The organism is Pseudomonas extremorientalis (assembly GCF_001870465.1).
GTDB lineage: Bacteria > Pseudomonadota > Gammaproteobacteria > Pseudomonadales > Pseudomonadaceae > Aquipseudomonas > Aquipseudomonas extremorientalis.
In genome coordinates, this window is record NZ_MDGK01000011.1 from 214,410 (window position 1) to 240,161 (window position 25,752).

The 25,752-nt window shown below is 60.3% G+C and carries 21 protein-coding genes; 12 read left to right on the plus strand and 9 right to left on the minus strand.

The genetic code is table 11. The annotated features are described in order from the left end of the window. The first annotated feature begins 56 nt into the window (after window positions 1–56). Genes efeU through efeO (BFN10_RS03135) form a run of 4 tightly spaced genes read left to right on the plus strand, consistent with a single transcriptional unit; the run spans window position 57 to window position 4,281 of the window. Window positions 57–902: an iron uptake transporter permease EfeU gene (gene efeU, locus BFN10_RS03120; RefSeq protein ID WP_071488420.1), complete on the plus strand. Its 846-nt coding sequence runs from the start codon at window positions 57–59 to the stop codon at window positions 900–902. 10 nt (window positions 903–912) lie between these two features. Beyond that, on the plus strand, window positions 913–2,115 hold the full coding sequence (efeO, locus tag BFN10_RS03125; protein WP_071488421.1) for an iron uptake system protein EfeO: 1,203 nt from the start codon (window positions 913–915) through the stop codon (window positions 2,113–2,115). A 14-nt stretch (window positions 2,116–2,129) separates the two neighbouring features. Beyond that, window positions 2,130–3,434, plus strand: coding sequence for an iron uptake transporter deferrochelatase/peroxidase subunit (gene efeB, locus BFN10_RS03130; protein ID WP_071488458.1), 1,305 nt, complete (start codon window positions 2,130–2,132; stop codon window positions 3,432–3,434). A gap of 28 nt (window positions 3,435–3,462) precedes the next feature. Next, a complete protein-coding gene (efeO, locus tag BFN10_RS03135) occupies window positions 3,463–4,281 on the plus strand; it encodes an iron uptake system protein EfeO (protein ID WP_071488422.1) in 819 nt (272 codons plus the stop codon). Between the two features lie 51 nt (window positions 4,282–4,332). On the opposite strand, the gene BFN10_RS03140 is transcribed toward efeO (BFN10_RS03135), so the two are convergent. Then, window positions 4,333–7,341, minus strand: a complete 3,009-nt coding sequence (locus tag BFN10_RS03140; RefSeq protein WP_130898156.1) for a hypothetical protein — start codon at window positions 7,339–7,341, stop codon at window positions 4,333–4,335. A 312-nt stretch (window positions 7,342–7,653) separates the two neighbouring features. Then, window positions 7,654–8,997 carry a CDP-diacylglycerol--serine O-phosphatidyltransferase gene (pssA, locus tag BFN10_RS03150; protein WP_071488425.1) on the minus strand — a complete coding sequence of 448 codons (1,344 nt, stop codon included), beginning with the start codon at window positions 8,995–8,997 and terminating at the stop codon, window positions 7,654–7,656. A gap of 125 nt (window positions 8,998–9,122) precedes the next feature. Between pssA and BFN10_RS03155 the strand changes: the two genes are divergently transcribed. After that, window positions 9,123–9,686 (plus strand): TetR/AcrR family transcriptional regulator, encoded by a 564-nt coding sequence (locus BFN10_RS03155; protein WP_071488459.1) that lies wholly within the window; start codon window positions 9,123–9,125, stop codon window positions 9,684–9,686. Window positions 9,687–9,738: 52 nt separating this feature from the next. Further along, a complete protein-coding gene (locus BFN10_RS03160; protein ID WP_071488426.1) occupies window positions 9,739–10,218 on the plus strand; it encodes a nuclear transport factor 2 family protein in 480 nt (159 codons plus the stop codon). Between the two features lie 71 nt (window positions 10,219–10,289). On the opposite strand, the gene BFN10_RS03165 is transcribed toward BFN10_RS03160, so the two are convergent. Both BFN10_RS03165 and BFN10_RS03170 read right to left on the minus strand, forming a co-directional pair. Next, the gene (locus tag BFN10_RS03165) at window positions 10,290–11,447 is read right to left on the minus strand and encodes a PQQ-dependent sugar dehydrogenase (protein ID WP_071488427.1); all 1,158 of its coding nucleotides are present in this window, start codon (window positions 11,445–11,447) and stop codon (window positions 10,290–10,292) included. Window positions 11,448–11,459: 12 nt separating this feature from the next. Next, window positions 11,460–11,774 carry a hypothetical protein gene (locus BFN10_RS03170; RefSeq protein ID WP_071488428.1) on the minus strand — a complete coding sequence of 105 codons (315 nt, stop codon included), beginning with the start codon at window positions 11,772–11,774 and terminating at the stop codon, window positions 11,460–11,462. Window positions 11,775–11,959: 185 nt separating this feature from the next. On the opposite strand from BFN10_RS03170, the gene ku reads away from it, so the two are divergent. Next, entirely contained in the window at window positions 11,960–12,793 is an 834-nt protein-coding gene (gene ku / locus BFN10_RS03175; protein ID WP_071488429.1) for a non-homologous end joining protein Ku, read from the plus strand. 3 nt (window positions 12,794–12,796) lie between these two features. Continuing rightward, window positions 12,797–15,262, plus strand: coding sequence for a DNA ligase D (gene ligD / locus BFN10_RS03180; RefSeq protein WP_071488430.1), 2,466 nt, complete (start codon window positions 12,797–12,799; stop codon window positions 15,260–15,262). A 16-nt stretch (window positions 15,263–15,278) separates the two neighbouring features. On the opposite strand, the gene lpxO is transcribed toward ligD, so the two are convergent. Further along, window positions 15,279–16,178, minus strand: coding sequence for a lipid A hydroxylase LpxO (gene lpxO, locus BFN10_RS03185; protein ID WP_071488431.1), 900 nt, complete (start codon window positions 16,176–16,178; stop codon window positions 15,279–15,281). Between the two features lie 258 nt (window positions 16,179–16,436). Then, window positions 16,437–17,780 carry an LPS O-antigen chain length determinant protein WzzB gene (locus BFN10_RS03190; protein WP_071488432.1) on the minus strand — a complete coding sequence of 448 codons (1,344 nt, stop codon included), beginning with the start codon at window positions 17,778–17,780 and terminating at the stop codon, window positions 16,437–16,439. A 283-nt stretch (window positions 17,781–18,063) separates the two neighbouring features. On the opposite strand from BFN10_RS03190, the gene BFN10_RS03195 reads away from it, so the two are divergent. Further along, on the plus strand, window positions 18,064–18,453 hold the full coding sequence (locus tag BFN10_RS03195) for a TIGR03067 domain-containing protein (RefSeq protein ID WP_071488433.1): 390 nt from the start codon (window positions 18,064–18,066) through the stop codon (window positions 18,451–18,453). 31 nt (window positions 18,454–18,484) lie between these two features. Here the strand turns inward: BFN10_RS03195 and BFN10_RS03200 are convergent, their stop codons facing one another. Next, window positions 18,485–19,297 (minus strand): class I SAM-dependent methyltransferase, encoded by an 813-nt coding sequence (locus BFN10_RS03200; RefSeq protein ID WP_071488434.1) that lies wholly within the window; start codon window positions 19,295–19,297, stop codon window positions 18,485–18,487. 154 nt (window positions 19,298–19,451) lie between these two features. Between BFN10_RS03200 and BFN10_RS03205 the strand changes: the two genes are divergently transcribed. The 3 genes from BFN10_RS03205 to BFN10_RS03215 all read left to right on the plus strand — a co-directional run bounded on the left by BFN10_RS03205 (window position 19,452) and on the right by BFN10_RS03215 (window position 23,822). Continuing rightward, on the plus strand, window positions 19,452–20,690 hold the full coding sequence (locus BFN10_RS03205; RefSeq protein ID WP_071488460.1) for an MFS transporter: 1,239 nt from the start codon (window positions 19,452–19,454) through the stop codon (window positions 20,688–20,690). 142 nt (window positions 20,691–20,832) lie between these two features. Then, complete coding sequence (locus BFN10_RS03210) at window positions 20,833–22,419, plus strand: ABC-F family ATPase (RefSeq protein ID WP_083351449.1); 1,587 nt, start codon at window positions 20,833–20,835, stop codon at window positions 22,417–22,419. Between the two features lie 227 nt (window positions 22,420–22,646). Continuing rightward, a complete protein-coding gene (locus tag BFN10_RS03215) occupies window positions 22,647–23,822 on the plus strand; it encodes an MFS transporter (protein ID WP_071488436.1) in 1,176 nt (391 codons plus the stop codon). Here the strand turns inward: BFN10_RS03215 and BFN10_RS03220 are convergent. Then, window positions 23,816–24,853 carry an alpha/beta hydrolase family protein gene (locus BFN10_RS03220; protein ID WP_071488437.1) on the minus strand — a complete coding sequence of 346 codons (1,038 nt, stop codon included), beginning with the start codon at window positions 24,851–24,853 and terminating at the stop codon, window positions 23,816–23,818. The two genes, BFN10_RS03215 and BFN10_RS03220, sit on opposite strands and share 7 nt — an antisense overlap. 206 nt (window positions 24,854–25,059) lie before the next feature. Beyond that, window positions 25,060–25,671 (minus strand): FMN-dependent NADH-azoreductase, encoded by a 612-nt coding sequence (locus BFN10_RS03225; protein WP_071488438.1) that lies wholly within the window; start codon window positions 25,669–25,671, stop codon window positions 25,060–25,062. Window positions 25,672–25,752 lie beyond the last annotated feature (81 nt).

Genomic DNA, 25,752 nt, shown 5'->3' on the forward strand with positions numbered 1-25,752 from the left:
AATGAGTATCATTATGTTACAACTTAGCCTCCTATCTAGTTGTGACGCGGTGCCGAATGCTCGTTCCTTTCCTCATCATGCTGCGCGAAGGCATTGAAGCCGCATTGATCGTCGGCATTATCGCCAGTTACCTGCAACAGACCGGCCGTGGCCAGTGGATGCCTGCGGTGTGGATCGGCGTGTTTCTCGCCGCTGCGCTGGCCCTGCTGGTCGGCGGCGGCCTGGAATTGGTCAGCGCCGAGTTTCCGCAAAAGCAACAGGAACTGTTCGAAGGCATCGTCGGCCTGGTCGCCGTGGGCATCCTCAGTTCCATGGTGTTCTGGATGCGTAAAGTGGCGCGTTCCATCAAGCATTCCCTGCATGAATCCCTCGATCACGCGTTGGCCGGTTCCAAACACCAGGTCACTGCGCTGATCCTGATGGTGTTTTTCGCCGTGGCCCGTGAGGGTCTGGAAACCGTGTTCTTCCTGCTGGCGGTGTTCCAGCAGAGTGAAGGCCCCGGCGCACCGATTGGCGCCCTGCTCGGCCTGATCCTGGCGATCATCGTCGGTTTCCTGATCTACACCGGCAGCATGCGCCTGAACCTTGGTGCGTTTTTCCGCTGGACCGGCTTGTTCATCCTGGTGGTGGCGGCCGGCATCCTCGCCAATTCGGTACAGGCCCTGCACGAAGCAGGCGTGTGGAACCACCTGCAAACCGTGCTCTTCGACTTCAGCGCCGCCCTGCCGATGGACAGCCCACTGGGCTCGGTCCTCGCTGGCATGTTCGGCTATCAGGAAGCGCCCACCGTCAGCACCCTCGGCGCCTACCTGATTTACCTGGTGGTGGCCCTGGTGATGTTCTTCCTGCCCGCCGCGCCACCCAAGCCGGCCGTTACACCCTCCTCCGTTTCCAGCCAGTAAGGACCGTCTCTTGTCCAACCCAACCCCTCAACCGGCTTCGCCACCCCGCGCCCTGCGCTGGGCCGTGGCGGGCTCGGTGGTCGTGCTGATCGCCGCCGGCGGCCTGTTCTATTACGCCTCGCAACTGGCAGCCAGCAAACGCCAGGCCAACCACAATGAAATCGCCGTGACCATTCACGGTCACGCCTGCGAGCCGAATGAGTTGACGGTCCCCGCCGGCCGCGCGAGCTTCCGCATCATCAACCGCTCCGATCGTGCGGTGGAATGGGAAATCCTCGACGGCGTGCTGGTGGTCGAAGAACGGGAAAACATCGCTCCCGGCCTGAGCCAGGTGATCAACGCCAACCTGTTGCCCGGTGACTACGCGATCACCTGTGGCCTGCTGAGCAATCCGCGTGGCACCTTGCACGTAACACCGACCGCCGAGTCCGACGCCCAGGCCAAGGCCAAACCGTCGATGGTGGCGTTCATTGGCCCATTGTCGGAATTCCGCGTGTACTTGAGCGGCCAAGGCAGCGCACTGGTCAAGGCGGTAACCGTGTTGCAACAGGCCATCGACCGCGGCGACCTGGCCCAGGCCCAAGCACTCTACCTACCGGCTCGGGAGGCTTACCAGCGCCTGGCTCCGGCATCGCAACGCCTCGCGCAACTGGACAACGCGATCAACGCTCGTGCCGACTATTTTGAAAAACGCGAACAGGACCCGGCCTTCAGCGGCTTCCACCGCCTGGAATACGGCCTGTTCCAACTACGCAGCCTCGACGGCCTGGCCCCGATTGCCCAGCGCCTGCTGACCGACGTCAGCGCCCTCAAGCAACAATTGCTGGCGCAATCCCTGCCGCCGGAGCAATTGGTCGGCATTGTGGTACGCAACCTCAACAACCTGGCCGATGTACGCGCCATCAGCGGTGAAGAAGAACGCTACAGTCATGTCGACCTGGAGGGTTTCGCCGCCAACCTGGAAGCCGCCCACAAGGTTGTCGAGCTGATGCGTCCGCTGCTGACCAAATCCGCCGCCGACCTGCTGCCCAAAGTCGACAGCGCCCTGACGGCCTTCGACAGCGAGCTCAATGGTTTGAAAGTCGACGGCCAGTACCGCCGCTACGACAGCGTGACCGCCGATCAGCGCAAGCAGATCGCCGACAAGGCCAAGGCTCTGGCCGTTGCACTCGATGGAATCGACCCCGCCCTTGGCCTTTCCGGCCTGCAGTGAAGACGACCGCACACATGAGTGATTCAGAACACACCAACCTTCAGCGTCGCCGTGTCTTGCTGGGCATGGCCGCCACCGGTGCCGCGATTGCCGGCAGCGCCCTGACTTGCCCGGCCATGGCCGCTGCGGCGGAGCAAGTCACCACCGCGCCGCGCAGTGACAAGACCCAGGACCACCACGATTTCTTCGGCAAACACCAGAGCGGTATCGTCACCCCACGCCCGGCCTGCGGCATGATTGTGGCGTTCGACGTACTGGCCAGCGACCGTGACGACCTGGAACGCCTGTTCCGTACCCTGAGCGAACGCATCGCCTTCCTGATGACCGGCGGCACCGTGCCGCAAGTCGATCCGAAACTACCGCCCACCGACTCCGGCATCCTCGGCCCGGTAGTCACGCCGGATAACCTGACCATCACCGTTTCTGTCGGCGAGTCATTGTTCGATGAGCGCTTCGGGCTCGCCAAAGCCAAACCCAAGCGCCTGACTCGCATGGTCGGCTTCCCCAACGATGCGCTGGAGCCGGCGCAGTGCCATGGCGACCTGAGCCTGCAGTTCAGCTCCAACACCCCCGACACCAATATCCACGCCCTGCGCGACATCGTGAAAAATCTGCCCGACCTGCTGCTGGTGCGCTGGAAGCAGGAAGGCAGCGTACCGCCCCAGGCGCCTGCCAAGCCCGGCGAGCCTGCGCAGAGTGCGCGTAACTTCCTCGGTTTCCGTGACGGTTCGGCCAACCCGAACTCCAACGACGACAAGGCGATGAACCGGATTGTGTGGGTACAACCGGGCAGCGACGAACCGGCCTGGGCGGCCAATGGCAGCTATCAGGCCGTGCGCATCATCCGCAACTTCGTCGAGCGCTGGGACCGCACCCCACTGCAGGAGCAGGAAAGCATCATCGGCCGGGTAAAGCCCACCGGCGCGCCGATGGATGGCCACAACGAAACCCAGGTGCCCGACTACAGCAAGGACCCGGAAGGCAAACTGACCAAGCTCGACGCACACATCCGCCTGGCCAACCCGCGCACGCCGCAGACCCAGGCCAACCTGATCCTGCGTCGGCCGTTCAACTACTCCAACGGCGTCAACAAGAATGGTCAGCTGGACATGGGGCTGTTGTTCATCTGCTACCAGGCTGACCTGGAGAAAGGCTTCATCAGCGTGCAAACCCGGCTCAACGGCGAACCTCTGGAGGAATACCTCAAGCCGGTCGGCGGCGGGTACTTCTTCACCTTGCCAGGCGTCACCGGGGCCCAGGATTTCCTCGGGCGCGCGCTGCTCGCTGCAACGCACCCTCAAACCACTGCCAATACCTGAAAAACACACTCAGAGCGGATACCGTCCCATGAAAAAGTCGACTATTGCGTTGTCGTTGTTATTGACCCTTTCGCCGCTGGCAGCGTTCGCCGCCACCGCGCCGCTGGACCTGGTAGGGCCGGTGTCGGACTACAAGATCTACGTCACCGAGGAAATCGGCGAGCTGGTCACCCAGACCCAAGCGTTCACCGCTGCCATCAACCAGGGCGACCTGGCCACCGCCAAGAAGCTCTATGCGCCGACCCGCGTGCACTATGAGTCCATCGAGCCGATCGCCGAGCTGTTCAGCGACCTCGATGCGTCCATCGACTCCCGCGTCGACGACCACGAAAAAGGCGTGACCGCCGAAGATTTCACCGGCTTCCACCGCATCGAATACGCGCTGTTCTCGCAGAACACCACCAAGGGCCTGGAAGCGCTGACCGCCAAGCTCAACACCGACGTCAACGACCTCAAGACCCGCGTCGACGGCCTGACCTTCCCACCCGAGAAAGTCGTAGGCGGCGCCGCAGCGTTGCTGGAAGAAGTCGCCGCCACCAAGATCTCCGGCGAAGAAGACCGCTACAGCCACACCGACCTGTATGACTTCCAGGGCAACATCGACGGAGCGAAGAAAATCGTCGACCTGTTCCGTGGCCAGATCGAGAAGCAAGACAAGGCCTTCCTGGCCAAAGTCGACAAGAACTTCGCCAGCGTCGACAAGATCCTCGCCAAGTACAAAACCAAGGACGGCGGTTTCGAGACCTATGACAAGGTCAAGGAAACCGACCGCAAGGCCCTGGTGGGCCCGGTCAATACCCTGGCGGAAGACCTGTCCACGTTGCGCGGCAAGTTGGGTTTGAACTGACCCAGGGGCCCGGCGACCGCTCAGCCATCAGCGGCGCAGCGGTCGCTATGCTCAAGCAGCTTGCGATCCGGGCGGTTTGGTAGGGTCTACCAGGCCCGTACCGACCAGAAAATAACAGCGCATTTTTTCGTCTACCGTCATCAGGTGAGGCATTGCCTTGCTCAAGCCCGCACTGACAGCGCCCAGGCTGGACAACTTGGACAGGCCTTTGGACGCGGCACTGATCAGGCGCGGATAACCGTCCACCGGATTGAAGACCGCGTTAAAGAACAGTGCTGTCTGCTTGGAAAAATCAAACGCGGCGTCGCTGAAGCGCACCTTGGGTTCATTCCAGGACCAGGCAACCTTTGGGGTGCTCGGCGTGACGCGAGCGCTGAATCTGCCGATGGACGGCCGACTGGTGTTTTTTGCCAGGGTCTTGAGCGAACGGATCAGCGACCGTGCCTGGCCTCCCGCACCGATCATCAAACCTGCACCGTCCAACGCCAAACTTTGCAGGCCTTTGCCAAAATCACCATCGCGAAAGTCCTGATAGGCACCGACGAAGGGAACCAGCGATAGCAGCAGGCTGACATCCCGCGCATGGGCCTCGCGGCTTTTTTCCACGGGTAACTGGCCCTTTGCCCGTGCAAGCATGTCCTCGGCACTTTCGTAGAAATTGCGCTCGGTGATTTCAACGGCAATGTCCTCGATACGGTCTGACTGATAGGTATCAGGAACAAAAGATTCCCTGGTCACGTTTTCGGGGAGTGGGCGCGGCCCCTTGGTAACACCGACTTTATCGAGAATGACATCGGAAGAACTGACGCCTTCGCGTGCCGGTGCACCGCTGGCATACGCATTGAAATCCAGGCCGACGTCATGACCGCGACGGATGTATTTGTCTGCAAGCAATTTGTACTTTTCCAGGTAGCTTCTGTCTGAGGCCACCTTATCCAGGGCATTCGTTACTTCAAGGCTGTCGTGCTTGATGATGTTTGCGCTGTAGAGCACCTCGTAATAGGTGACAGTATTGTCGTGAACGACACGCATCAATATCCCCTGCCGCGCGGTCACCGCCGCTCGGTCCAGGTCCGACTCCCACACCTGCTGTTTGCCGGTGGCCTTGCGCAACGTGAACAGTTCCACACTGCCCAGTTCGATGCGCTGGCGATCAACCAACGGCAACCCCGCGAACATCAGTTTGAGCTTGGTGACAAAGCCCATCTTTTGATCGTTGTGGTGACGGGTGACGGCGCTTTCCAGCAAGGGGTCCAAAGCGGGAAGCCGCTCGATGATTTCGTTGAGCTTTTGTCGAGCCGTTGCCGAATTCGTAGAGGACTCATCAATATGCCTATAGGGGGTATTCGAACGTTTGCCAGCGTTGGACATATCGGTGGTCAAGACCCATCTGTCCTTGGTCAGATCGCCGCTCATGTAAGCCTCGATCAGCGAGCGCGTACGCGGTTCGGAGCGCCTCAGGTTGCGGCGTTCGTCGGAGTCGGGGAGATGAACCTTCATCGCCTCCAATTGGCTGAGGCTGGTCTGAGGCATGGCCTTGAGCAACTCTTGGGTCGCCATCTGCCTGCGCGACGGCAAGGCGGTGCTCAAACGGTTGAACGAACGAGCCGACAGTGTCCGTTGCCGCGAGAACACACTCGACGTTTTCTTGAGATCCTCCTGAGTATGCCGGCCTTGAGGCTTGTCCGGTATGACACCATTGAGCACTCCCCAGTCAAGCAATATGCCAAGGGCTTGCTCCTGCATGAGGGTGCGTTGACCATCGGACGTAGGCTCCAGGCTCGTCAATGCGCAGACCTGCTGCTCATCCATCATCCGAGAGGTGCCTGGCAACATGCGTTCAGCCATCGCGCAACCAAGCCGCAATTCCGTCCAGGCCGGTGTGCCGATCTTGATGCCCTCGGGTAAGTCCCGGACCAGAAACTCGGGGGCTTTCCTCGCCAGCGCCACATGGGCCACCAGGAACGCAACGCTTGCGTCCATTGCCTTGTTGTCACACAAATACTGTTCCAGAGCCTGGCGGACTTCACCCAGGGTGCGTCCCGCATTGCTGGGGCTGTAAAGCGCGTAACCGCCTATCGAACCGGCAGGCCCTTGCAGCACCGCAGCAAGGATGTTGCCAAACGCTACAGCGTCCGGGCCCTGGCTCAACCTCCCAAGGTGAGCGTCGGGATCGGCACTCAGTGTTGCCGGGGTGTACATCGCGAGCGTAGCCAGCGGCTTGTAGTCCGGATCGCCCGGTTGTAGCGGGACCAACCCAGAATAATTACCCAAGGGCGGGGCCGGTGGCAGGACTGTGCGCAACCACCGAATGACGTTGCGGGTCGCCGCAGCCGTACGAGGTACGCCCAACCCCTTATGCTCAAGCAATTGGGCAACATCGTAGCTGGAATGGGGCCCAATACCCTTGGCAGAGGCTGGCGAGGGCTGGATCTTCAGTGTTGACCAATCGGTAGCACGGCTATCCGCCAGTTGCTGCACCTGCTCTTCAAGCAAATTCGCCAGGAAGGCGCGCTCATCCAGGTCACTGATCACGCCGCGCACATCGTCGAGCGCGGCCAAAAACCGAGGGGGTACCGTCAAGCCATTCGCCGCCACCTGGTCTTTGAGTGCCCGCTTCTGTTCAGTGGATTCACCGGGATCCAGGCCGTAGGCATTCAGCACGACGTGCAGGGGCATACGAGGCTCATCAAGACTGACGTAAGGCAAGCCCTTATCGTCAGGGTCAAGCACATTGCGCATGGCCCGTAGATGCCGGCTCGCCTTCCCCCAGCCACTGTCGTCAGTACTGCTGAACGCTACGGGAGTGCGTATGCCCCCCGCGGCGGTGAAACCCTCTACGCGATCCTTGCGCAGTGTCAGGGTGTCCATTGCCAAGCCTTTAAGCGAGAGCCAGGACTGAGAAGACGGTTGATCAAGCAACTGGCGGTAGAGGGCCAAGGCCGCACCGAGACTGCTGTCATTAGGGATTGCCACACTATTCTGGCCGCGGTCGAGGGCCTGTGCCAGACGCTCAGCCAAGGTGGAGTCTCCGGCGGTGCCGGCGGCACTGGGCGACATGGGTAGTGTCCAGGTGGGCACCACAATTGCGGGCGTACCGGGGCGTTCAGGGGCAGTTTCGCAGGGGTTGGATGGAACCAGGGAAATTGAGGCTTGGGACATGGGCGCCAGGTCAGGCGCCGGAGTGGCTGGCGCGCAGATGACCGAACCGCTTTGGGCAAGAATAGATGGCATGTTGCTATCCTCTTTGTGGCAAATCCATTGAGGGAAAAGCCGTGCCTCCTTGAACGGTTGGAAGGCACTGTAAGAGGGGAAAAGACAGCCGTTCTATAAGCCGACGCCTAAAACCAGCGATGAAATCGGGCAGAGACTCTAGAGAATCCGATACAACAACCGCTCGATTCGTACCCGGCTGACCCGGCGCAGGAACTTGCCGACCGCCTCCGGGTAGTCCGGCAACGCCTGCAAGTCCTGGTAACGCTCGATTCGCGTGGTGTGCTGGAAAATCTGCGCCAACTCGGTACGCCTCGGCTCCAGCCACTCGCTCTTGGGATCATCGATCAGCAAGGCGTTTTCCAGGTCAAGGCGGAACGCGCGCGGATTGAGGTTGTTGCCGGTGAGCAAGGTGTAGCGCTGGTCGACCCACATGCCCTTGAGGTGGTAAGTGTTGTCGTCGTGGTGCCAAAGGTGCAGGTTCAACTGGCCGTGGTCGATGTCGCGCTGATGGCGCTTGGCGAAACGGCGCAGGCTGATCTCATACAGGTACGGCAGCGCGGCGATCACCTTGAACGGCTCGCTGGGCGGGATGTAGAAGTCGTTGGCGGTCTTGTCGCCGACGATGATGTCGATCTTCACGCCACGCGCCAGGGCGCGGTTGATTTCGCGGGTCACTGGCAGCGGCAGGTTGAAGTATGGCGTGCAGATGGTCAGTTGATGCTGGGCACTGGCGATCAGCTCCAGGATCACTCGGCTCAACGGATTGTTCTTGCCCACGCCCAACAGCGGGCTGACCGACAGATGGCCGTTGGGCAATTGCCCGGCTGTAGTGTCGTATGTCGCATGCTTGAGACGGCTGCGCAGGTCGCCGATGTCGTTGCGCAGGCTGCGGGTGGTGGGCGGGTTGGGCAGGTCCAGGCGATGCACCGCCTTGGACGCCACAAGACCATGCTCCACCAGATGCTGCATCGAATCGGCCAGCGGCTTGTTATGGATCAGGTGGTAGCGATCGTAGCGGTACTTGTCGAACTTGTGCAGGTACACGTTGTTCAGGCTGGCGCCGCTGTACAGCACCGTGTCGTCGATCACAAAGCCTTTGAGGTGCAGCACGCCGAACAGCTCGCGGGTTTGCACCGGCACGCCATACACCGGCACTTCACTGCTGTGGCTCTGGGTCATGGCCTGGTACCAGGCACTGTTGCCCGGCTGCTTGCCGGCGCCGATCAAGCCACGCTGGGCGCGCAACCAATCGACCACCACCACGACATCCAACTCCGGACGCGCCGCCTTGGCGGCGTGCAGGGCGTCGTAGATCTCCTGCCCTGCCTCGTCCTGCTGCAAATACAGCGCGACGATGTAGATACGCCGGGTGGCCTGGGAGATCTTCTCCAGCAGGCAGCGGCGATAGGCAGCAGCGCCGGACAGCACGTCAATCGCATCAGGAGTCAGGGGGAAACCGCGCAGTTTGGGCAACAGGGAGCGTTTGAAGAACGACGGCATAAGGCTCGCAATGGGTCGAATCCGAAGAGGCCCCGAGCTTACACCATAGGGGGGCCCAGGTCTTGCTGTGGCGCATGGAAAAATTTTAATTGACCAAGAAGAATGATCGTTCTACTTTTGGCAGCATGAACGACATGATCAGTAATGAAACCCGCGACATCATCCTCGACGTCACCGAAAAGTTGATCTATCGCCATGGCATCGCCGCCACCGGCATGGACTTCCTGGTGAAAACCGCGGGTGTCTCGCGAAAAAGCATTTACCGCTACTTCGCCAATAAAGACGATTTGGTGATTGCCGCCCTGCAGCGTCGTGACGAGCGCTGGATGCAGTGGCTGCGCACAGAGGTGGAATGTAGCGAAGGCACCGGCCAACGCTTGCTGGCGGTGTTCGATGCACTTAAAACCTGGTTTGGCTCCGCCGATTTCCGCGGCTGCGCCTTCATCAACACCAGCGGCGAAACCGGCGACCCGCAGGACCCGGTACGCCAGTTGGCCAAGGCCCACAAACAGAAACTGTTCGAGTACCTGCTCGAACTGTGTCAAGCACATGGCACCCCCGACCCTGAACGGCAGGCCGCGCACCTGCTGATCCTGATTGATGGCGCCATTACCGTTGCCCTGGTGATGGGCGATTCAACAGCTGCCGATAATGCGCAATGCATGGCGCAAACCTTGTTGGGACTTTGATCGCACGACGGCGCAACTTTCAACACACCCTTATTGTTTGAGGAACTGCCCCATGTCATCGACTGCAGAAACACGTCCGCCCCTGCCGCCGTTTACCCGCGCATCGGCCATCGAAAAAGTGCGTTTGGCCGAAGACGGCTGGAACTCCCGCGACCCCTACCGCGTATCCCTGGCCTACACCCTCGACACGCAGTGGCGCAACCGCGCCGAGTTCGCCCATAACCGCGAAGAAGCCAAGGGTTTCCTGACCCGTAAATGGGCCAAGGAGCTGGACTATCGGCTGATCAAGGAGCTGTGGGCGTTTACCGATAACCGCATCGCCGTGCGTTATGCCTATGAGTGGCACGACGATTCGGGCAACTGGTTCCGTTCCTATGGCAACGAGAACTGGGAGTTCGACGAGAACGGCCTGATGGCCAATCGTTTTGCCTGCATCAATGACATGCCGATCAAGGAAAGCGAGCGCAAGTTCCACTGGCCGCTGGGACGGCGCCCGGATGATCACCCGGGGCTGTCTGACCTGGGCCTGTAAACCGTGGCGGCGATAGCGTTGCTGAAATCGCCATCGCCGCCAAGCCGGGCTCCTACAGGTTGTTGTCGGCTTCAGTCCTGATTGAGGCCGACTCGGTATAGCACGCCATCATCCTCATCCGTCAACACATACAAAAAGCCATCCGGCCCCTGCCTCACATCCCGAATCCGCGCTTTCAAACCGCCCAGCAAACGCTCCTCGTGAATCACCTTGTCACCGTCGAACTGCAAGCGGATCAGTTCCTGGCTGGCCAGCGCGCCGATGAACACATTGTGCTGCCAAGGCTTGAAGCGGTCTGCATCGTAGAATGCCATGCCGCTGATACCCGGTGATTTTTCCCAGACATGATGGGGCGGCACGGTGCCTTCTGCGGTCTTGCCTTTGGCTTCGGGAATCGGTGCCAGAGAGTAGTTGATGCCGTGGGTCGCCAACGGCCAGCCGTAATTCTTGCCACGCTCGATGATATTGATCTCGTCCCCCCCGCGTGGCCCATGTTCATTTTCCCAGATCGTGCCACTCCAGGGATTCAGCGCCAGGCCCTGGGGGTTGCGCTGGCCGTAGGACCAGATCTCCGGGCGCACGCCTGGCTGGCCGACGAAGGGGTTGTCATCCGGCACGCGGCCGTCGGGGTAGATGCGCACCACCTTGCCCTGCAGTTTGTCGAGGTCCTGGGCGGTCGGGCGGTCGTTGTTTTCGCCCAGGGTCACAAACAAATAACCGTCGCGGTCGAAGGCCAGGCGTGAACCGAAGTGATTGCCGGTGGACAGCTTCGGCTCCTGGCGCAGGATCACTTTGAAGTCGGTCAGGCCACTGAGGTCAGCCGCCAGACGTCCACGCCCTACCGCAGTACCGGCTGTTCCGCCCTTGCCGCCCCCTTCGGCGTAGGAAAGGTAGACCATGCGGTCCTGCTTGAAGTCCGGCGACAGCACCACGTCCAGCAAGCCGCCCTGCCCTTTGGCCCACACTTCAGGCACGCCCGTCAGTGGCGCGGACAATTTCCCGTCAGGGCTGACAAAACGCAGGTGGCCAGGCCGTTCGGTGACCAGGAAACCTTGCTTGTCCGGCAGAAAAGCCACGGCCCAAGGATGGTCCAGGCCTTTGGCGATCGGTGTGACGGTGATGCTGCCTTGCTCGCTGGGGAACTGCTGGGCATCGGCTGCGAAACTGGCCGTCAACGGCAGTAGAGAGGTTGCGCACAGCGCGGCTAGCAGGGTTTTGCGTAGAAACATAAGACGGAATCCTTACCGGCGATTGCCGTTGGCATCATAAGTGGGGGCTTTGGTTTCGGTGGCCGGGCGGCTGGGCGCAGCGTCGCGCTTGGGATAGCTGTTGCCAATGCCGCCGTTTTCCAGGGTCGGCGTGCGCGTGGTCGGCCCGGTCTGAATCCCGCGAACCGCCGGCGCGTTGGGCTGGGTGCCCTGCATGCTGTTGGGGTTGGCCCGGTGGATCGGGCCGTTGTTGGCGTTGTTGCTGCCGGGCAGGTTTTGTGCCTGGGCCACGGGGATCAGGGCCAGACCCAACAGCAGCGCTGCAACGTGTCGCATACAAGTGTTCATTGACAAAGCCTCTCGGGAGTGAGGAGTACGTGCTTTCGATAACACGCTACGCCTTGGGTTCGGCTTTCGACAGTAAATAGTTTCTCATCAGGTGTAACACGATCTGTCCGCGCATCTGCCAGGGGAAACTTTTCACATCGGCACCGAGTCACCAGAACACCCCCTCTACTCAAGGAGTCGCACCGATGCCACGAGCTATCTGGAAAGGTGCCATCAGCTTTGGCCTGGTGCACATCCCCGTGTCGCTGGTCTCGGCCACGTCATCGCAGGGCGTTGACTTCGACTGGCTGGACAAGCGCAGCATGGACCCGGTGGGCTACAAGCGCATCAACAAGACCACTGGCAAGGAAGTCACCAAAGACAACATCGTCAAGGGTGTGGCCTTCGAGAAAGGCCGCTACGTGGTGCTCAGCGAAGAGGAAATCCGCTCGGCCCACCCCAAGTCGACCCAGACCATCGAGATCATCGCGTTTGTCGCCAGTGACCAGATCCCGTTGCAAAACATCGACACGCCCTACTTCCTGGCACCGGACAAGCGCGGTGGCAAGGTCTATGCGCTGCTTCGGGAAACACTGAGGAAGACCAAAAAAGTCGCGCTGGCCAACGTGGTCCTGCACACCAAGCAGCACCTGGCGGCACTCATGCCGCTGGAGTCGGCGCTGGTATTGGTGATGCTGCGCTGGCCCGCCGAAGTGCGCAGCCTGGACGAACTGGAACTGGGCAGCGACGTGACCAAACCCAGCCTGGCCAAGGGTGAACTGGACATGGCCAAGCGCCTGGTCGACGACATGAGCGCCGACTGGCAGCCCGATGAATATCGCGACAGCTTCCAGGAAAAGATCATGGCGCTGGTGGCCAAGAAGGCCAAGGCCGGCAAGATCGAGGATGTGGAAACCAGCCAAGACAGTGAAGAGCGTAAGTCCGCCGATGTGATCGACCTGACGGAGTTACTCAAGCGCAGCCTGGCCGGCAAACCCGCCAAGAAGCCCGCCGCGAAGAAAGCCACCAAGGCGTCATAAGCCATGCCAAAGCCCCTCAGCGAATACAACCGCAAGCGCGACTTCGGCGTCACCGGTGAACCGGCGGGCAGTGCGCCCGCAGGAACACGCAACGCTTCGGCGCTGTCGTTCGTGATCCAGAAACATGACGCGCGCAACCTGCACTATGACTTCCGCCTGGAACTGGATGGCGTACTGCTCAGTTGGGCAGTGCCCAAAGGCCCGAGCCTGGACCCGACGCAGAAGCGCCTGGCCGTGCATGTCGAAGATCACCCTCTCAGCTACGGCAGTTTCGAAGGCAGTATCCCGGCGGGCCAATACGGCGCAGGTGACGTCATCGTGTGGGACCGCGGTGTGTGGCAACCCCATGACGATCCCCGCAAGGCTTACGCCGCCGGCAAGCTCAAGTTCACCCTGGTCGGCGAAAAGTTGTCCGGCGATTGGGCACTGGTCCGCACGCGCCTGAAAGGCAGCGGCGATAAGGAACAATGGCTGCTGATCAAGGAAAAAGACGCGCAGGCACGACCCGCCCAAGACTACGATATTGTCCAGGCCCAGCCTGACAGCGTGCTCAGTGACGCCTCGCTGGGTAAGCCCAAATCTCGCGCAAAAGCCCGGAAAACCAGCGTCGCCCTCCCCGAACACTTCACTCCGCAATTGGCCACCCTGGTGGATCGCGCCCCCGAGGGCGATTGGCAGTACGAAATCAAGTTCGACGGTTACCGCATGCTCGCGCGCATCCGCGACGGCGAGGTGCGGCTGTTCACGCGCAACGGCCACGACTGGACCGACCGCCTGCCGCGCCAGGCCAAGGCCTTGCACGCCCTCAAACTCAAGGACAGTTGGCTCGACGGCGAGGTGGTCAGCCTCAACGGCGATGGCCTGCCGGACTTCCAGGCGCTGCAAAACGCCTTTGATATCGGGCGCAGCCTGGACATTGTCTACTACCTGTTCGATGCGCCGTTCCTGGATGGCCAGGATCAGCGCCAGGCCCCCGTCGAAGATCGCCGTGCAGCGCTGAAGACTGCGTTGTCCGGCAGCAGAAGCAAGCTATTACGCTTCTCCGAAGCCTTTACTGCCCATCATCAGGACATCTTTGAAAGCGCCTGTGACCTGGCCCTCGAGGGTGTCATCGGCAAGCGCCTGGGCAGCCCGTACGTGTCCAGTCGCAACACCGATTGGGTCAAGCTCAAATGCCGCCTGCGCCAGGAATTCGTGATCGTCGGCTACACCCGGCCGCAGGGTTCGCGCAGCGGTTTCGGTGCACTGCTGCTGGCAGTGAATGACACCTCGGGATTGGTGTACGCCGGACGCGTGGGCACCGGGTTTGATCAAGCGTCACTGAAGGCGATCCATGCGCAACTCAGGCCATTGGAGCGTAAGTCATCGCCCCTTGAAAAAGCCCTGACCAGCGCCCAGGCCCGTAACGTGCACTGGGTGGAACCGACACTGGTCGGCGAAGTGCAGTTTGCCGAATGGACCCGTGAGGGGGTGATCCGCCAGGCGGCGTTTGTCGCGATGCGCACCGACAAACCGGCCGCACAGGTCATTCATGAGCAACCGCGCACGGTCAAATCCATGAAATCTGCGAAAAAAACCACCGGCACCGTGAAGATTACCCACCCGGACCGCGTGATCGATAAGCAGAGCGGCATGCAGAAGGAGCAATTGGCGCAGTTCTACAACAGCATCAGCGAGTGGATCCTGCCTTTTCTGCGTCACCGTCCCGTGTCACTGCTGAGGGCACCCGAAGGCATCGAGGGCGAGCAGTTCTTCCAGAAACATTCGGAGCGCCTGGCCATTCCTAACATCAAGCAGTTGGAACAGGCACTCGATCCCGGCCATGCGCGCCTGATGGAAGTCGACAGTGCCGAGGCGTTGCTCGGGGCGGTGCAAATGGGCACCGTGGAGTTTCATACCTGGGGCGCCACTGTCGACAAGATCGAAACCCCGGACCTGTTTGTACTCGACCTCGACCCCGACCCCGCGCTGCCGTGGAAAAGCATGCAGGAAGCAGCGCAACTCACCCTTTCGGTCCTGGACGAATTGGGCTTGCAAGCCTTCGTCAAAACCAGTGGCGGCAAAGGCCTGCACCTGATCGTGCCGCTGGCGCGCCGGGACAACTGGGACACCGTCAAGGCATTCGCCAAAGCGATTGCCCAATTCATGACCGAGCAACTGCCTGAACGCTTCACCGCGACGTCAGGGCCAAAAAACCGGGTGGGCAAGATCTTCATCGACTACCTGCGCAACGCAAGGGGCGCCAGTACCGTGGCCGCTTATTCTGTAAGGGCGCGGCCAGGTTTGCCGGTGTCGGTACCGGTCAGTCGCGAGGAATTGAAGGGATTGCGCGGGGCCCAACAATGGACCGTCGCCAATCTGCAGCAGCGCTTGGACGGCTTGAAGAGCGATCCCTGGGACGGCTATGCCAATCGACAGAAGATCAGCAAAAAGATGTGGGACAAACTGGGCGCCCATTCACCGGAGTGAATGGCGCCCGAAGCCTTCAGATCAGCAGGAAAATGGCGGCCAACCCTGCAAAGATCGCCCATTTTTCCAGGTAATAACGCGTACGGTTGCGCTTTTTCAGTTCTTTGCCGCGCAAGCGAATCTTGTACAGCCGGGTGAAGGCGCGGTTTAGCCCGCCCGTCTTGTCACCGGCATCGTTGGGCGAGCCCGCAGCTGCCATCACATTGCGGCTGAACCAGCGATTGAACGCAGCGGCCCAGCGATATTTCATCGGGCGCTCGATATCGCAGAACAGAATGATGCGGTTCTGCTGCGTGGTGTTTTCCGCGTAGTGGATGTAGGTCTCGTCGAACATCACCGGCTCGCCGTCACGCCAGTAGTAGTTCTCACCGTCCACGTTGATGTAGCAGCCCGGGTCATTCGGCGTGTCCAGGCCCAAGTGATAGCGATACGAGCCGGCATACGGGTCGCGATGGCGCACCAGCCTGGAGCCCGGCGGCAGTTCGGCGAACATCGCGGCCTTGATCGAACCGATGCCCTGCACCAGCTCGGTGGTACGCGGGCACAGCTTCATCGCCGACGGGTGGCTGTCGCCATACCATTTCAGATAGAAGCGCTTCCAGCCGGACTTGAAGAACGAATTGAAACCTACGTCGTTGTACTGTTCCGAGCGCTTGATTTCGCCGGCGCGCAGCAGGTTCTGGCCTTCCTCGCGAATCTCCTGCCAATGCTCCTGGAGCGGGCTCAGGTCCGGGAAATCGCTGGGCGACAGGTAAGGTCGGCTGGGCAGCTTGGAAAAGAGGTAGAGAAAGCAGTTGATCGGCGCCAGGAAGGTCGAATGATCACTGAGTTGGCGCCCCAGCTTATGCCGCACCCGCCCACGCAGGTGTACATACGCAATCGAGGCAACGTAGAGAATAACAATGATGAGTTTCAAGGGATTTCGTCACAAGTCAGAAGAGAACAGGCTGCTCCTGCGTGCCCACAACGGACGAGGATGGATAGCAGCACCTGAAATCACAATTCACACAATCGGCACGACCGGCTGAGTGACCACCCGGCGCGTGGCCCTTTGCAGTTATTTAGCCACAGGTTGTAACTAAAAGTTAACTAAGAATTGTGAAAAGCTGTCTTGTGACGGATGTTGCGAAGGCGCACAACCACGGGGCATGGACCGCCGTTGTGCGCGATGCGGTTACAGCAAAGGTTCATCGTCCTTGCGCTCTCGGCGGGAAAAACGCCCCTCTTCCAGCGGCGAGTAAGGTGCCGGTTGTCCACGATTCTGCACAACGTAGCGGATCAACGCGATGACCAGCCCCAGCACCAGCCCTGCAGTCAGGCTCAAGGCAACCACCAGCGCTTTCTTCGGCTTTATCGGCGCCAGCGGCTCCTGGGCGCGACGATCAATGGTCACCAGTTTGAGGTTGCTCATATCGATGTTCAAGTTGCGCAACCGCGCGACTTCGGCACGCAGCGGCTCGACATCCTGCAGGAAAATGTCCTCATTGTCGCGCCTGCGCAGTACCTCGACCTTTCGGTTCACCTCCAACATTTGCAATTCTTTGCCGATCTCGGCGACGCGGGCGTTGGTGAAATCGTCGCTGGTGCGTCGCTGGAGTGCGTCGCGCTCCGCTTCAAGCGCATTGGAGCCCATAAAATACAGCGGGATTTTCTGGTTGTTGACTTCAGTACGCATGACCTGCCCGCTCCCACCGCGTGATGCATCCGCCATTGCCGACGGCGTCGTCGGGGTTTTGATTCCCAAGGACTTGGCAATGGCGATGGCCTCGGTCAGTTCTGCCAGCCGATCACTGCGCTCCATCTTCATCTGCAGACGCAGCGCACTGAGCTCATCTTGCAACTGGGCACGCTTGAGCCGGTCGCTTTCCAGCAGTGAGGCGATCTTCGACTCTTTCTCGTTCTCATAATTGGCGCGAGCGGCATCAATCTTGCCCTTGAGCTCGTTCAAGCGGTTATTGACGATCACCTTGAGGTCCGCGCCCACTTGCTCGCGCTCGGCGCCAATAGCGTAATCGACAAACCCGTTGAGAATCGCCACACCATCGACATCGGCGGGGTACTGCAACTCCAGGCGGATGTAACTGCTCAACGAGTCAGCCTTTTTGGGGTCAGGCAGAATGAGGTTGACCGCGTTGCGATTGAAGTCTTCGAAAGACTGCTCCAGGCTTTGGCCTGGTTTCTGAAATGCCTTGAACAATTGCTGGTGCGACTTGAAAAATTCCAGCCGTGTTTCGTAAGAGTCCAATTGCGACCCCACCTTTGACAGCGCATCGGCGGGCGGTAGCTTATAAACCTCGGAACGGTTCAACGCGTCCAGCTCATTGAGCGCGGCAGGACGCAATACACTGCTGACCTCATAAGTCCGGGGCGCCAGAAGCGCGTAACCGCCCCCCAAAACCCCCGCAATGATCGCACACCCAAGCACCAGTCTTTTTTGCCGCCAGATCGAATGAAAGAGGTCGTACAGGTCAATTTCATCTGATGAAGGAGTCACATGAAGCGGGACGTTTCGATTCAAAATTAGCTCACCTAAAAAAATGACATTAAACGGCCATCACCGCAAATGTTTGGAAAGCCCGTTGAAGGGCCAGGGGCAACGCCCTGCGACACCGATGTAAAAGTCTTCGGAGCAATCTGACAACTCAGGGTAATGAAAAATCCCAACCCATTAAACTATGTTCGCCGCGCGTTGCGTAAATATTCCTACAGACATCAACGACTGGAAATATGCTTGTCATAAGAATAGACAACTTCAGTTGAATAATTGCCTTAAAACCGAAATAAACCCGAAAGGACTCTCTATGCCGATTACTCGCGATCCGGATTACCAACTGCTCCAAGGCGTCTGGGAGCAAATCGCCCTTGAAGACAACGGCGTGCCAAACCCCGTTGACGATGCCCATAGCGCGCCCGGTGCACTGACCACCATCAGCGGTGACCAATTTGAAGTGCTTACGGTCAATGGTGAAGTGCTACTGGCTGGTCAGTTTTTCCTCGACAGCCGCACACTTCCTAAAAGCATCACTTGGATCGATTCCATCGGCGAAGATGCCGGCAAGCGATTGCCCGCAAGCTATCGCCTGGAAGGGGATGAATTCGTTTTTATCGCTGCAGATGAAGGCATGCCCAGGCCAATCATATTCAATACCGGCCCAGGTCAAACCATGCGTACTTTCGTGCGTCGCGCCTGACCAGCGCGTTTTTGCTTTTGGAAAAGCTCTCTCACTCAAGACGCCTGGTGGCGGTCAAGGTAAAGCACATCGGCAGCTGTGCAGGCTGGTGCTCGTACTGGTCGTACAGTTCTTCGCGATTGGAATGGGGATATTCCTGCAGGTGGCCGATCTGCAACTGCGCGCCGATCGCGGCACTGACTATGTCGCCTAAGGTATGCACGTACCAATAGGAGGTCGGTCCGGCCACTTCACCCTGGCCTTCATAGACAATCGACTCCTGCAGCACGAATGGCTCGCGCTGAAAGTAGGAACTGGCCGGCAGGAATGGGTTTTGCGCCCGGGGATCGAACACCTCCAGAAACGGGTGGGTTTCATACATCACCAACGTGCCCCCCGGCTTGAGGGTGCGCGCAACATGCTGCATGAACAGCGCTGCATCCGGCATCCAGCCCAACACCCCAATCGTCACCAGGGCAATATCGAAGCGTTCGTGCAAGGATGGCGGCAGATGATGGATGTCACTCTCGATGAACTCAGGGTTGTGCGGCGAGACATCCGCCAGTTCCCGGGCCTGCTGGAGAAATGCCGGGGATTGATCCACACCGACCACCGAACGCGCGCCCAGGCCAAACAGCGACAGGCTTTCGCGACCATTGTTGCAGCACAGTTGCACCACGTCTTTGCCGGCCACGCCAACGTCTTGCAGCAGGCCGGTAATCGTGGGGTCCAGGCAGGAAAAGTCCGCCTGGCCGACGCTGTTGAGCAACGCGTTCCAGGTGTCGGTGGTCTTGTGCAGGCCGGCCGATTGATCCCAGGCGTCTTTGTTGCAGGCAATTGCCTGTTGAGCTGAGGGCATGTCCATTGCGTCTCCAGGTAATCCATAAAAAGGGGCTCAGAAAATAAGCCATGTCCCCACGGAATAAAACCCAGCTAATGCACGAAACTTAACGCAAGGCCAACGGGTCACTAACGCAATGCGTGTTCAGTCCTTGAACACCGCTTGCGAAGTGCTCGCCGTGGCCAACCATTCCGACCTGCGTAATACCTTGTCCCTCGACAGCCTGAATTTCTTCCTCGCGGATGTGCGCGACGGCCTCGGACCCTACCTGGCCATTTACCTGCTGGCCGTGCACAAATGGGACCCGGCCAGCATCGGCGTGGTCATGACCCTGGCAGGCATCGCGGCATTGATCACCCAAGGCCCGGCGGGCGCGTTGATCGACCGCACCCGCAGCAAGCGCGCGGTGATTGCGCTGGCCGCCATTGTAGTGACCGTCAGTTGCCTGATGCTGCCCTTTGTCAGCTCGTTCAGCCTGGTGGCATTGACCCAGGCCGCCAGCGCTGTCGCTGCCTCGGTGTTCGCGCCGGCGATTTCCGCGATCTCCCTGGGAATCACCGGACCGCGCGCGTTCACCCGCCGCACCGGACGCAACGAAACCTTCAACCACGCCGGCAATGCCGTGGCTGCCCTGTTGGCCGGCGGCCTGGCCTACTTGTTTGGTCCGGTGGTGGTGTTTTACCTGATGGCGTTCATGGCGCTCGCCAGCATCATTGCGATCAGCTGTGTGTCCGCCGAGGCCATCGACCATGAAGTGGCCCGCGGCTTCGACCCGGAACATCACACCGACCATGAACAACCATCCGGCATGAAAGTGCTGCTGGCCAATCGTCCGCTGCTGCTGTTTGCCATTTGCTGCGCCCTGTTTCACTTGGCCAACGCCGCCATGCTGCCGCTGGTCAGCCAGAAACTGTCGCAGATCAACCTGCAGATGGCCACGCCGCTGACTTCGGCATGCATCGTCGCCGCGCAGTTGGTGATGGTACCGATGGCCTGGCTGGTCGGGCTCAAGGCTGACCTGTGGGGGCGCAAACCGTTGTTGATGATCGGCTTCATGATCCTGCCGCTGCGCGGCGTGCTCTACACCTTGTCCAATGATCCTTACTGGCTGGTGGCCGTGCAAATGCTCGACGGCATTGGCGCGGGGATCTTCGGCGCGCTGTTCCCGGTGATCGTCAAGGACCTGACCCAAGGCACCGGCCGCTTCAACGTCAGCCTGGGCGCCCTTTCCACCGTATTTGGCCTGGGCGCGGCACTGAGCAGCAGCCTGGCAGGTTTCGTGGTGCAACAGGCCGGGTACGACGCGGCATTCCTGACCCTGGCCGGGGTCGCAGCGCTGGCCTTGGCGTTGTTATGGCTGGCGATGCCGGAGACCTTGGAGAAACCTTCCTTCGCCGGACATACAACTGTCGCCTGACATATGCGACAATGCGCGCCAAATTCCAACACACATCCCCCATTTTCTGCTCAGCGACCGGGTTTCGCGCCTTGATGTCGCTGTTGACGCATGCCTGAAGGCTCTTGCCAACACGCTCGCAACCCATTGATAGGTAAAGTAATTGATCTCCACAGCTAACATCACCATGCAGTTCGGCGCCAAGCCGCTCTTCGAGAATGTCTCGGTCAAGTTCGGCGCTGGCAACCGTTATGGCTTGATCGGTGCCAACGGTTGCGGCAAGTCGACCTTCATGAAAATCCTCGGCGGCGACCTCGACCCGTCCGGCGGCCAGGTCATGCTGGAACCGAACGTACGCCTGGGTAAACTGCGCCAGGACCAGTTCGCCTACGAAGAATTCACCGTGCTCGACACCGTGATCATGGGCCATGAAGAGCTGTGGAAGGTCAAGGCCGAGCGCGACCGCATCTACTCGTTGCCGGAAATGAGCGAAGAAGACGGCATGGCCGTGGCCGAGCTGGAAACCGAGTTCGCCGAGATGGACGGCTACACCGCCGAATCCCGCGCCGGTGAGCTGCTGCTGGGCCTGGGCATTCCCCTGGAACAGCACTTCGGCCCGATGAGCGAAGTGTCTCCAGGCTGGAAACTGCGGGTATTGCTGGCCCAGGCGCTGTTCTCCGATCCTGAAGTGCTGTTGCTCGACGAACCGACCAACCACCTGGACATCAACACCATCCGCTGGCTGGAAAACATCCTGACCCAGCGCTCCAGCCTAATGATCATCATCTCTCACGACCGTCACTTCCTGAACAGCGTGTGCACCCACATGGCTGACCTGGACTACGGCGAGCTGCGCCTGTTCCCGGGCAACTACGACGAGTACATGACCGTGGCGACCCAGTCCCGCGAGCAACTGCTGTCGGACAACGCCAAGAAGAAGGCGCAGATCTCCGAACTGCAATCCTTCGTCAGCCGCTTCTCGGCCAACGCCTCCAAAGCCAAACAGGCCACCTCCCGTGCCAAGGCGATCGACAAGATCCAGCTGGCCGAAGTCAAACCGTCGAGCCGGGTCAGCCCGTTCATCCGTTTCGAGCAGAACAAGAAGCTGCACCGCCAGGCAGTCATGGTCGAAAAAATGGCCAAGGGCTTCGACGGCAAGCCGCTGTTCAAGGACTTCAGCTTCCAGGTCGAAGCTGGCGAACGCGTGGCGATCATCGGCCCGAACGGTATCGGCAAGACCACCCTGCTGCGCACCCTGGTCAACGAACTGACCCCGGACGCCGGCAGCATCAAGTGGACCGACGCTGCGGAACTGGGCTACTACGCCCAGGACCATGCGCATGACTTCGAAGACGACGTGACCCTGTTCGACTGGATGGGCCAGTGGACCCAGGGCGAGCAAATGATCCGTGGCACCCTGGGCCGTATGCTGTTCTCCAACGACGAGATCCAGAAGTCGGTCAAGGTGATTTCCGGTGGTGAGCAAGGCCGCATGCTGTTCGGCAAGCTGATCCTGCAAAAGCCGAACGTACTGATCATGGACGAACCGACCAACCACTTGGACATGGAATCCATCGAAGCGCTGAACCTGGCGCTGGAGAACTACCCGGGCACGCTGATCTTCGTCAGCCACGACCGTGAGTTCGTCTCGTCCCTGGCCACCCGCATCATCGAGTTGAGCGCCACCGGCGTGATCGACTTCAGCGGCAGCTATGACGACTACCTGCGTAGCCAGGGTGTGGTGTTCTAAAGCAGTCCGCCAAAAAGCCGTGCCAAGCGGGCCCGTTGTGATTGAGCGGGCCTGCTGTGATTGAGCGGGCCTGTTGTGGCGAGCGGGCTTGCCACAACAAGCCCGCTCGCCACAACAGCATCGTTTGCCGCACAAAACCTATTCATCAGACAAAGTCGTTAGCCAGCTTCCTTTTCCCCCGCGCCCTTGCCATCATGCCCGCACCGCCCGCCCGCGAACGAGTGCCCATGCCTGCCGCCGCCCCCAGCTCGATATCGATCACCCTGCAGATCGTTTCCATTGTCTTCTACACCTTCATCGCGTTTATCTGCATCGGCCTGCCGATTGCGGTGATTCCTGGCTATGTGCACGAACAACTGGGTTTCAGCGCGGTAGTGGCCGGGATCACCATCGGCTCGCAGTACCTGGCGACGCTGCTCAGCCGCCCCATGGCCGGGCGCATGTCAGACAACGTCGGCACCAAGCGTGCGATTGTACTGGGCCTGGCCGGGATTCTAGTGAGTGGCGTACTGACGTTCTTTGCCACGCTGGTGGCAAGCCTGCCATCGTTGAGCCTGGGCATCCTGATCGTCGCGCGGCTGCTGCTGGGGGTGGCCCAGGGGCTGATCGGCGTGGGCACCATCAGTTGGTGCATGGGCGCGGTGGGTGCGGAACACACCGCACGGTCGATCTCGTGGAATGGTATTGCCTCCTACGGTGCCATCGCGATTGGGGCACCGCTTGGCGTGGTGATGGTCGCGGAATATGGCTACAACAGCCTCGGCATCGCACTGACGGCATTGTCCGCGCTAGGGCTGGTGCTGATCCGCAATAAACCCTCGGTGCCGGTGGTACGTGGCGAGCGGCTGCCGTTCTGGGCGGTATTCGGACGTATCGCGCCGTTTGGCGCCAGCCTGTGCCTGGCTTCGATTGGCTACGGCACCCTCACCACCTTTATCACCCTGTACTACCTCAATCGTGGCTGGGCCGGCGCGGCTTACTGCCTCACGGTATTCGGCGTGTGCTTTATCCTGTCGCGACTGGTGTTTATCTCTGCCATCAGCCGTTTCGGCGGTTTTCGCGCAGCCATTGCCTGCATGACCATCGAGACCCTCGGCCTGACCCTGCTGTGGCTAGCGCCGTCCACCGGGGTGGCATTGATCGGCGCCGGGCTGACCGGCTTTGGCTTGTCGCTGGTGTACCCGGCGCTGGGTGTGGAAGCCATCAAGCAGGTGCCCAACAGCAGCCGTGGCGCGGGGCTGAGTGCGTATGCGGTGTTTTTTGACCTGGCCCTGGCGATTGCCGGGCCGTTGATGGGCGCCGTGGCGCTGAACCTCGGCTACGGCTGGATCTTCTTCTGTGCCGCACTGTTGTCGGTCACGGCCCTGGGCGTGACCCTGGTGCTTATGCGCCGCGCTTACTGATCAGCGGTCTGCAAGCCTGCCCGGGTAGATTGGCCGAGGGTGTGACTGAAGAACCGCCCCGCCTCGGAGATCAGGTCGCGGTGAATGCCTTCACGGTCAACCCCATCGGCATCCGTGCAGATCGCCGGCATTGTTGCCAACTGATCGCTGTCGCACGGCGCCATGAACACGAAGTGCCCTGCCCCGGCCAAGAGCTTGAAGTCCGGCGGCTCCGGCAGTTTGCGCGCCAGCGCGGCGGCGTTCTTGTCCACCGCCACCAACTTGTCGCCATCGCCGCTGTAGAGCAGCACGGGCACATGCACATCGGCCAGGGTGTGACGGCCGAACATCAGGCTCAGCGGCGCCATCAACATCAAGGCATGAATGCGCGGGTCGGATTGCGGTTGCAGGTCATCACGGTCCACCACCAGTTCGCCCTTGGTGGTGCAGGCGTCGCGATCTTCCGGACGCTCCTGGCAATACCGGCGCAGGCGGTCGAAATCAGGCTTGGCGCCGGCCAGGATCAACGCGGTCTCACCCCCGGCTGAATAGCCAATGACACCCACCTGGTCCACGTTGACGAATGGCGAGAGCATCGGGTCGCCCAGGGTGGCGGTGATTGCTTCGGAAATCTGGATCGGTCGCCCGTACAGGTTGCTCACCGTGCCCAGGCGACTGTGATCCTTGTAGTTGTCGCCAGGGTGCAGCACCGCTACCACTACAAAGCCCTTGCGCGCCAGGGAGGTGGCCAGGTCATGCAGCGCCAGCGGCGTGCCGGTGTTGCCGTGGGACAGCATCAGCATCGGGAAACGGCCGATGGCGATCTTGGCATCTTCGGTAGCGGCGACGTGGTAGGCGCCCAATTGCGTGGTGTGCTCAAGGCCAGTGGACGGGTAGAACGCCACGGCTTTCATCGGCTGCAGGTCCAACGGATCCAGAAACGTCATGCGATGGAAGCCCACACTCCAATGCGGGTGCGGCGCAGGTGCGGCGTGCACTGAAATCAGGCCGCCGAGCAGGGAAAGAACCATAACGGCACAAAGACGCATCATGGGGATGTCCACCTTTGCTGCGTGAGAACCGACATATCGAAAAAAGTCCAGGGTGTTAAACCCACGCTTGCACAACCTGGGCCAAAGTAATGACAGCGCACAAACGAAAAAACTCCGTACTCCGTTCGCTTTGAGGCGAGCAGAATACAGAGTTTAGGCGCCCGGCTTCAGAATGAAACCGAGCAAAGGCGGAATTTACACAAGCCTTACGCGACGGCGAACAATTGTTCGTTGATGACCACGTTGGCGTCGTTCAGGGCTTTGCTGCGCACTTCATCACCGTAGGCCAGGCCTTCGGCGCGTACGATTTCGATATCGGTGATACCCAGGAAGCCAAACAGCAGTTTCAGGTAGCCTTCATGGGCAGCACCCGAGGCCTGGCCGGCGTGCAGGCCGCCCGCGGTGGACACGATGATGACCTTCTTGTTGCCGCACAGGCCTTCAGGGCCGGCTTCGCTGTAGCGAAAAGTCTGGCCGGCAACGGCGATACGGTCGATCCAGGCTTTCAACTGGGTCGGAATGGTGAAGTTGTACATCGGTGCGCCAACCACTACCGCGTCGGCGGCGAGGAATTCAGCCAGCGACGAAGCGCTCAGCTCAGCCTCATGCTTCTGCGCGGCATCACGCAGTTCGGCGGCGGTGCCGAGGGCGCCGAGGGTTACGCCGGAAAAGTGGTTGATGCCTTCGCTAGCCAGGTCGCGGTAGGTCACTTCCACACCCGGTTCAGCCGCTTGCCAGGCCTTGACCACGCCCGCGCTGAGCTGACGGGAAGCCGAGTTGTCGCCGAGGATGCTGGAATCGATATGCAAAAGTTTCATGCGGAATCTCCAAGTGAGGATCGCCGTGGGGCGATCGAGTGAGGTTCATCCTACAGATGATCCGAATAAAGGATTAGACCA

Coding starts and splice junctions, on each gene's coding strand:
- BFN10_RS03220 (WP_071488437.1), bottom strand. CDS start 24,853: ATGATGCGTCTTTGTGCCGTTATGGTTCTTTCCCTGCTCGGCGGCCTG.
- BFN10_RS03155 (WP_071488459.1), top strand. CDS start 9,123: ATGAACGACATGATCAGTAATGAAACCCGCGACATCATCCTCGACGTC.
- BFN10_RS03215 (WP_071488436.1), top strand. CDS start 22,647: ATGCCTGCCGCCGCCCCCAGCTCGATATCGATCACCCTGCAGATCGTT.
- BFN10_RS03165 (WP_071488427.1), bottom strand. CDS start 11,447: ATGTTTCTACGCAAAACCCTGCTAGCCGCGCTGTGCGCAACCTCTCTA.
- BFN10_RS03195 (WP_071488433.1), top strand. CDS start 18,064: ATGCCGATTACTCGCGATCCGGATTACCAACTGCTCCAAGGCGTCTGG.
- BFN10_RS03140 (WP_130898156.1), bottom strand. CDS start 7,341: ATGTCGCCCAGTGCCGCCGGCACCGCCGGAGACTCCACCTTGGCTGAG.
- ku (WP_071488429.1), top strand. CDS start 11,960: ATGCCACGAGCTATCTGGAAAGGTGCCATCAGCTTTGGCCTGGTGCAC.
- BFN10_RS03160 (WP_071488426.1), top strand. CDS start 9,739: ATGTCATCGACTGCAGAAACACGTCCGCCCCTGCCGCCGTTTACCCGC.
- BFN10_RS03200 (WP_071488434.1), bottom strand. CDS start 19,297: ATGGACATGCCCTCAGCTCAACAGGCAATTGCCTGCAACAAAGACGCC.
- BFN10_RS03170 (WP_071488428.1), bottom strand. CDS start 11,774: ATGAACACTTGTATGCGACACGTTGCAGCGCTGCTGTTGGGTCTGGCC.
- efeU (WP_071488420.1), top strand. CDS start 57: ATGCTCGTTCCTTTCCTCATCATGCTGCGCGAAGGCATTGAAGCCGCA.
- ligD (WP_071488430.1), top strand. CDS start 12,797: ATGCCAAAGCCCCTCAGCGAATACAACCGCAAGCGCGACTTCGGCGTC.
- efeB (WP_071488458.1), top strand. CDS start 2,130: ATGAGTGATTCAGAACACACCAACCTTCAGCGTCGCCGTGTCTTGCTG.
- efeO (WP_071488422.1), top strand. CDS start 3,463: ATGAAAAAGTCGACTATTGCGTTGTCGTTGTTATTGACCCTTTCGCCG.
- pssA (WP_071488425.1), bottom strand. CDS start 8,997: ATGCCGTCGTTCTTCAAACGCTCCCTGTTGCCCAAACTGCGCGGTTTC.
- BFN10_RS03225 (WP_071488438.1), bottom strand. CDS start 25,671: ATGAAACTTTTGCATATCGATTCCAGCATCCTCGGCGACAACTCGGCT.